The organism is Rhizobium tibeticum, assembly GCF_900110205.1.
GTDB lineage: Bacteria > Pseudomonadota > Alphaproteobacteria > Rhizobiales > Rhizobiaceae > Rhizobium > Rhizobium tibeticum.
Map to the genome: position 1 here is coordinate 63793 of NZ_FOCV01000013.1, position 6000 is coordinate 69792.

At 58.0% G+C, this 6000-nt stretch carries 6 protein-coding genes and 2 pseudogenes; 2 read left to right on the forward strand and 6 right to left on the reverse strand.

Annotated features, from left to right (window positions below):
• Positions 1–54: 54 nt before the first annotated feature.
• Together BSG20_RS16000 and ligD are read right to left on the reverse strand one after the other, a co-directional pair.
• Positions 55–588: pseudogene (locus tag BSG20_RS16000) on the reverse strand (helix-turn-helix domain-containing protein); the annotation flags it as partial.
• Between the two features lie 320 nt (positions 589–908).
• Positions 909–1946: a non-homologous end-joining DNA ligase gene (gene ligD, locus BSG20_RS16005; RefSeq protein ID WP_072378978.1), complete on the reverse strand. Its 1038-nt coding sequence runs from the start codon at positions 1944–1946 to the stop codon at positions 909–911.
• Positions 1947–3617: 1671 nt separating this feature from the next.
• Between ligD and BSG20_RS16020 the strand changes: the two genes are divergently transcribed.
• Positions 3618–3875 carry a hypothetical protein gene (locus BSG20_RS16020; protein WP_072378972.1) on the forward strand — a complete coding sequence of 86 codons (258 nt, stop codon included), beginning with the start codon at positions 3618–3620 and terminating at the stop codon, positions 3873–3875.
• A gap of 368 nt (positions 3876–4243) precedes the next feature.
• Here the strand turns inward: BSG20_RS16020 and BSG20_RS16025 are convergent, their stop codons facing one another.
• The 4 genes from BSG20_RS16025 to BSG20_RS36495 all read right to left on the reverse strand — a co-directional run bounded on the left by BSG20_RS16025 (position 4244) and on the right by BSG20_RS36495 (position 5622).
• The gene (locus BSG20_RS16025) at positions 4244–4471 is read right to left on the reverse strand and encodes a DUF1515 family protein (protein WP_244541395.1); all 228 of its coding nucleotides are present in this window, start codon (positions 4469–4471) and stop codon (positions 4244–4246) included.
• A gap of 239 nt (positions 4472–4710) precedes the next feature.
• Positions 4711–4947 carry a hypothetical protein gene (locus BSG20_RS36485; RefSeq protein ID WP_072378970.1) on the reverse strand — a complete coding sequence of 79 codons (237 nt, stop codon included), beginning with the start codon at positions 4945–4947 and terminating at the stop codon, positions 4711–4713.
• Between the two features lie 10 nt (positions 4948–4957).
• Positions 4958–5203 (reverse strand): hypothetical protein, encoded by a 246-nt coding sequence (locus BSG20_RS36490; protein ID WP_072378968.1) that lies wholly within the window; start codon positions 5201–5203, stop codon positions 4958–4960.
• Positions 5204–5244: 41 nt separating this feature from the next.
• Positions 5245–5622, reverse strand: coding sequence for a hypothetical protein (locus BSG20_RS36495; RefSeq protein ID WP_072378966.1), 378 nt, complete (start codon positions 5620–5622; stop codon positions 5245–5247).
• Positions 5623–5833: 211 nt separating this feature from the next.
• On the opposite strand from BSG20_RS36495, the pseudogene BSG20_RS39175 reads away from it, so the two are divergent.
• Positions 5834–6000: pseudogene (locus BSG20_RS39175) on the forward strand (Hint domain-containing protein); the annotation flags it as partial.

A 6000-nucleotide genomic window follows, 5' to 3' on the forward strand; every position in this document is an offset into this window, starting at 1 on the left:
CGTCGATCAAGCTAAGCTTCGACGGCATCAATGCATCAGAAGCGGACAATCGCCCTATAGCCCCAGGGCAAGCGCGCCGAGATGCTGGCGGACCCATTTCGCCTCTTGTGAGGCGGTGCGGCGGAAGTGCCGTTTAAAGTCGCGGCTGAACTGGGCGGGGCTGACATAGCCAACCGAGAGCGCGACTTCCGCAATCGTCCTGTCCTGGCGCGCCATCATCAATCTGGCCTCGTGAAGCCGCATGCCCTTGACATATTGCATCGGGCTGCTGCCGGTCAGCGCCTTGAAATGCGCGTGATAGGATGGAACGCTCATGCCGGCATCGCTGGCCAGCGCAGCGACCGAGACGTCCGAGCCGTAGGTCTCGCGCAGTCGGGCGAGGCTTTGCACGATTTTCCCCGACGAGCCCCTCTGCTGTAGTGCCGATATCATCGCAGCGCCCTGAGGGCCGACGAGAACCCGATAATGCAGTTCGCGCAGGATGCCTGCGCCCAGCACCGCAGTCTCGAGGGGATCGGTCAGCGCCTTCAACAGACGCAGCAACACGTTCTCGATATCTGGTTCCATTCTGCTGGATACGAGACTTTTCGCCTTGGCCGCCGACGGTCCCTGCGCTTCTCAATCTTTCGACTTTTGAGCCAGCTCAGGCGGCCTCAGTTTCATCGACAAAGCAATCCAGCCCAACGGCAGTAAGTAAGCAGCACACAGCGTCGACGACCCCGACGACCAATGGCATGCTTACCCCCCGAATGATGGATCGCAAGCGTCCGATGAATCCAATTTGTGCCCAGGGGTTTAAGCCGCGCGCCCCGTCCAGCTGTCATTATTGACACGCTAGGGATTGCGTCGAGGAGGCGGGCAGGCAGGGCTCGCTTCCACCAAACGCTACGCATTGCGGATCGCGTTTCTCACTCGATGTTGAAAACCGCCGCATTGTCCTGCACCTCACGCAGCCCCTTATACGACGCATGCCGCAGCTTGCCGTCATGCGTCCAGGCTCGATACTCGATCTCGGCAATCAGCGTCGGCTGCACCCAGACCACTCGGCGCCGTCCGCCGTATTCGATCGGCGACGACTTGCGCTTGATGCGGTCTAGCGTCGTACGTAGATGCTGCGCGGTAAGCTCGCTGAAACCAGTGCCGACCGAACCGACATAAACCAGCTTGCCTTCTTTGCGGGCCGCTAACAGCAAACTGCCGATCCCGCCGCGAGCCGAGAGCGAATGCTCGTAGCCGACGATCATAAAGCTGTCGCTCTGGACGCATTTGACCTTCACCCACTCGCCCAATCGTCCCGATCGATAAGGGCTATCCTTGTATTTTGCGATGATACCTTCCAGGCCATGCTCGCAGGCCGCGGCGAAGATCTCGCGGCCGTCCCCTTCGATGTCCTCGGACAGGCGGATAGAACCCTGCGCGTCTTTCAGGAGCGATCGGAGGAAATATCGACGGGCAGTGAGTTCGAGGCTGCGAATATCGTGCCCGTCGAAATACAGAAGATCGAACGCGAACATGATGGAAGCGCCGGAGTTGAGCTTTCCGCCGCGACCTCCCAGCGATTGCTGAAGCTGGCCGAAGTTCAGACGGCCGTGTTCGTCGAGCACGACGGCCTCGCCATCAAGGATGGCTGAACCCACTCCAAGGCGTTTAGCGTCAGCCTCGATCGCGGGGAAACGATGCGTCCAATCATGACCGCCGCGCGTGAGAATGCGGACGTTGCCATTGTTGAGATGGACAGCGATGCGATACCCGTCCCATTTGATCTCGTAAATCCAATCAGGTCCGATCGGCGGCCTCGGTTTAAGAAGCGCCAAGCAGTGCTCGATGCGGGCGGGCATCGGATCTAGCGGAAGGCGCGGCTGCAACGGATCGCGCGGCTTTCGTGCTCGCGTGCGAAGCGGTCTGTCGTCTGCAACAAGGGGCTTGGAAGGCGGAGACTTTGCCATCAAGTGATTAAATAAGGGAACGCTTAAAAAGACAATTAACCCGATGTGACGATGCGCCTGGGATAGGCGGCAGCGGACTTGACGCAGCCAACGAACAACGCCATCTGTCGCTCGGGCGGAGCGAGAATCCAAACATCGACATGCGGCTGTCGGCAACATCTTCCAGGTGAGGCCATCCGCATGCCAGAATATCAACCGAAATACCAATGGTACCCGACATGGCCCGGGGAAGCCGCCTAGACGGCAAGCCGCTGCGAGATTTCCAAGGCTGGGATGGGGACGTGCCAGTCGGCCGCATAAGGTACGAAGACGGCGGCCCGAAAAGGGAGAAGTGGCAGTGGAGCGGCCATGGACCAGAGGTGCGACGGCGGCAGATGCATCAACAGGGATTCGAGCCTACCGCTCGTGAAGCCTCGCGCATGGCCGAGGAGTATTACGATCGGCTGCTGGAACACAACGGTTTGCGCTCCCCGATAACTTCTTAGGGCTTTGGTCCAACTAGCGATCCGGCTTTGGTCCAACTAGCGATCCCGGCAGATCTGCGTAGTCTGTGATTGTTCTGCCCACCAGGAACGGACAGGACAGGAAGGGAAGCCTTCGCCCCTCTCAAACCCGCGAGGGCTTCCCTTCAGATCATCCTCGTGGCACAAGCCGCCGTCCGGTTCTAATACAGAGACGACGGCCAGCGTGTACCCGTCACCAAACGGGGCTCCCCTATTACGAAATTCAGGAAGCGCCCAAACCGTAGCGTTTCACGATCGGCCTGGCTTTCAAGAATTTGATGCGCTTTCAAAATCTGAGCATCGATTTGCACCCGAAGGCAGAATGAAATGTAGCCTCGTCGGCTGGCGTAGGCTCGGCCGCCGCTAGGAAGGTCGCCTAGCTCCAAAGGGCATCAGGCATAGGCAGATCAGAAACACGAAGATCAACCCGACCACACAAAGCATGATGCCAGCGGCAGCCAATCTGATGGTGAGGCCACGCTTGAGGGCCATGAGAGATTTTCTGATGGTTTGCATTTGCGAGCAGTACGGCGCCATTTATACGTCGCGAATTGCTATCGGTAGAAGGGGATCCGCGCAAGCGGCGACGCGTTGACCACCCTGCTCGGTATGCGGGAACAAAATTGCAGTGTCGAGCGTTGATCCCAGCCTTGAGAAATGAAACCCCTCAAGGTTCAATGCTCGACTCAGACCCTCGCAACCGCGACAGTGGGGGTTCTTTTTGCAGACGGTTCGAAATGACGGTGGCATGATGAACGTATCAACCGCTCGAAAATCGGTTGCACTGACGAGGTACCAGGAAACTCAGACCGCCGTGATGGCGCTTCTCCCCAACGTAAAGGCAGTCCTCAATCTATATGAGATAGGACAGCCATTGGTCGCCCAGGGGTTCACGGAAACCGAGATCTTGGGTGTACTGATTAATCTGACGCACCAGAAGGTTATCGAACTTCTTCCCGGCAATCAGCTGAGAGTTCTCAGAAGCCCAACGTTATCGCCCTCGCAGAGTGGGGAAGGATGCTCAACTCGCGGGCTGACGTCGCGTCCTGGAACTAATCCCGGATAGCGGCGTTTTACGCCCGATGTCGATACCCTCCGACATCAGCTCAACTGCACGAGGCTCTGTGTTCTTCCGTACGCAGAGCCTCATCCGTGACGGCTTTGAAACATGGAAGACCCACGCTTCAACAGCTTTCGCTATGGATTGGCGGTGCTTCTGATGCGCCACCCACATCTCCGAGTCTATGCCCACACCGCCCATTGGTGGATCGAAGATATCGAGAACTACGGTGACGCCGTCAGGTTCCGCGAGTTGCGTGCAGAGGGTGGCAACAAGAGGCTCTTGGAGGAATACGAGCAAATCTGCATTCAGCTTGAGGAGGAGGTGCTATCCTATTTTGGTACTTCCGACCACGATCGGTCGTGACGGTTGCTCTCCCCAATCCGCGCCATGAGCGTATAATGGCTGTCATGCCAATGACTCTTGTTTGGCACTCATGGAACGACTTCAGGCAAACCTCCTCGAAGCAAGCCTGAAGTCCCACTTGTGTCCTGTCCACCACGATGCGTTGAGGGGTAAGGTTCTCGACAGCTTCGCTGCGCATGCCAAGCTGCTGAACCGCCCCTCGATTTTTTACTAGGACTTTGGTCCGACTGGCGATCCCGGCAGACTGGCATAGTTTGTGACTGTTCTGTCAATGGACATGCAGGACAAGAAGGGAAGCCCTCGTCCCATGCTCAAACCCAGAGGGCTTCCCTTCAATTTGACGTAGGCCCGGACCTCACAGGCTTCTCCTACCGGGCGATGACGGCGACCACTATGCGGCGGATGACGTCGGCGAATGTGACACCCAGCGCCATGCTCCCGATGCCAATAACGCCAATTGCACCAAGACCCATCAGCTTCCAACGCTTGACGTCATCGGTAACTGGACGCATTTCAGAAATGTCCTCCTGAACAGCAGCCACATTCCCTTCCACCTTGCCGACGCGGTCGACGAGTTGATCCATGCGCTGATGCATAGTTGCTCGGCTAGCGTCTGACTTCTGATGCGCCCTTCTGCCAGAACTTCGCCCATCTGCTGGTGTAGCCGGGGATCAAAATCAGTTGGCGTCAACGCTAAGTCCTCACTTCCGGCACGCGGGCTGATGATCGCAGGTTTCATTATGCGCAGCGACCTGTTCAGCGAACGGTCGATCGTTGGCAATGATGAACTTTCGCGTTTCCCCCGATGGCGCCAGGCGCTCGAAAACCGGCACCGTCATTCCCAGGTGCCCGTGTCACGCAGCCACTTACCACCAAGCTTATGGCACAAATTTCCATCAGTAACCCTGCCCATCGCCTCATTCGTCTCGCCCCGTTGCTTGATCAGTTCCATGGATCTCTGCAGGGCCGCAGATCGTTCCGCGACCCTTCCCTCTTCCGCGCTCGGAACGACCGGCTTATCAGCGATGACCGGCGCCGAGACGAAACCCTGCGCCGCTGTCGCCCCAGACATCGCCAGCAGCTCAGCGTGGAGCGCAGCGCGCGTCTTCGGCCCCGACGTCACCATCTGCGACCAGACCCTTGGAAGCCTGAAACTCCCTGATCGCCGTCGGCTTCAGCCCGAGCATAACCAACGTCAAACGCGCAAGGTGCAAGACGCGATCATCAAAGCCGTTCATGCCACCGTTGATCTTCTTTGTAATCGTCTCGCAATCGCCCTGGTCAGCGAAGCGGTTGAGCTTGCGGCTATCCCAATACCAGAGCGGCACCAATCCTTCCCATGGGTCAGTGTTGACCAGATCCGGATTGGCTACGAAGTCAGGCGGACTGAAACCTTTCCCGTCGCACTAATCGTAGAATGCCTGGTAGTTTGCCTTGCCGGTGAGCTGCATGCCGGTGCGGCCCTGTATTTCTTGCCATCGCCGTCGAGTGTCAGCGTATTGCCGAGATCGGTGCGCGTATCATAGCGCGACTGCGCTAGCGTCGGCCCCCAGATCTCGCGATCGTATCGGAAGTCGCCGCTTTCATGCATCAGCTGCGCCAGATACTGCACGACGCGATGCACCCGATCCATGCCGAAGTCGCCGCCGTACCGATCGAGCTCAACCAGGACGGAGTTCATATTCGCTTCATTGACAGGCTTGAGAGCGGCCACGCAGATGTGCTGAGCCGTAACGAGTACGTTCATTGGTTTCTCCACAAATTGTGATGGATTTGCCGTTTATGTTACGTCAAAAGACGAACGCCAGCGCCGACTAAGGTGCATCTAGTATCGCGTCGAAGTCAGTCTAGAATTATCCGCGTCCTGTCTCGGTGAATACAACTGTCAGTCTCGTGTGTTCGGGATCTCATTCCGCGGTTTATTCGGGCTCCCGTTCCTTTTTAAAAGGAGTGTCAGGATGTCTTACTTGAGAGATCCCAATCTGCCCCGTAATACCGCACGCCGGCGTTTTCTGGGGGTGGCGGCCGCGGCCGGTGCTCGTTTCGCGAGCGTGGCGGGCATTGCCCTGGCGGCTTCATCGTCGCCAGCACGCGCGGCGGGCCTGCATTTGGGATGGCGCAACGG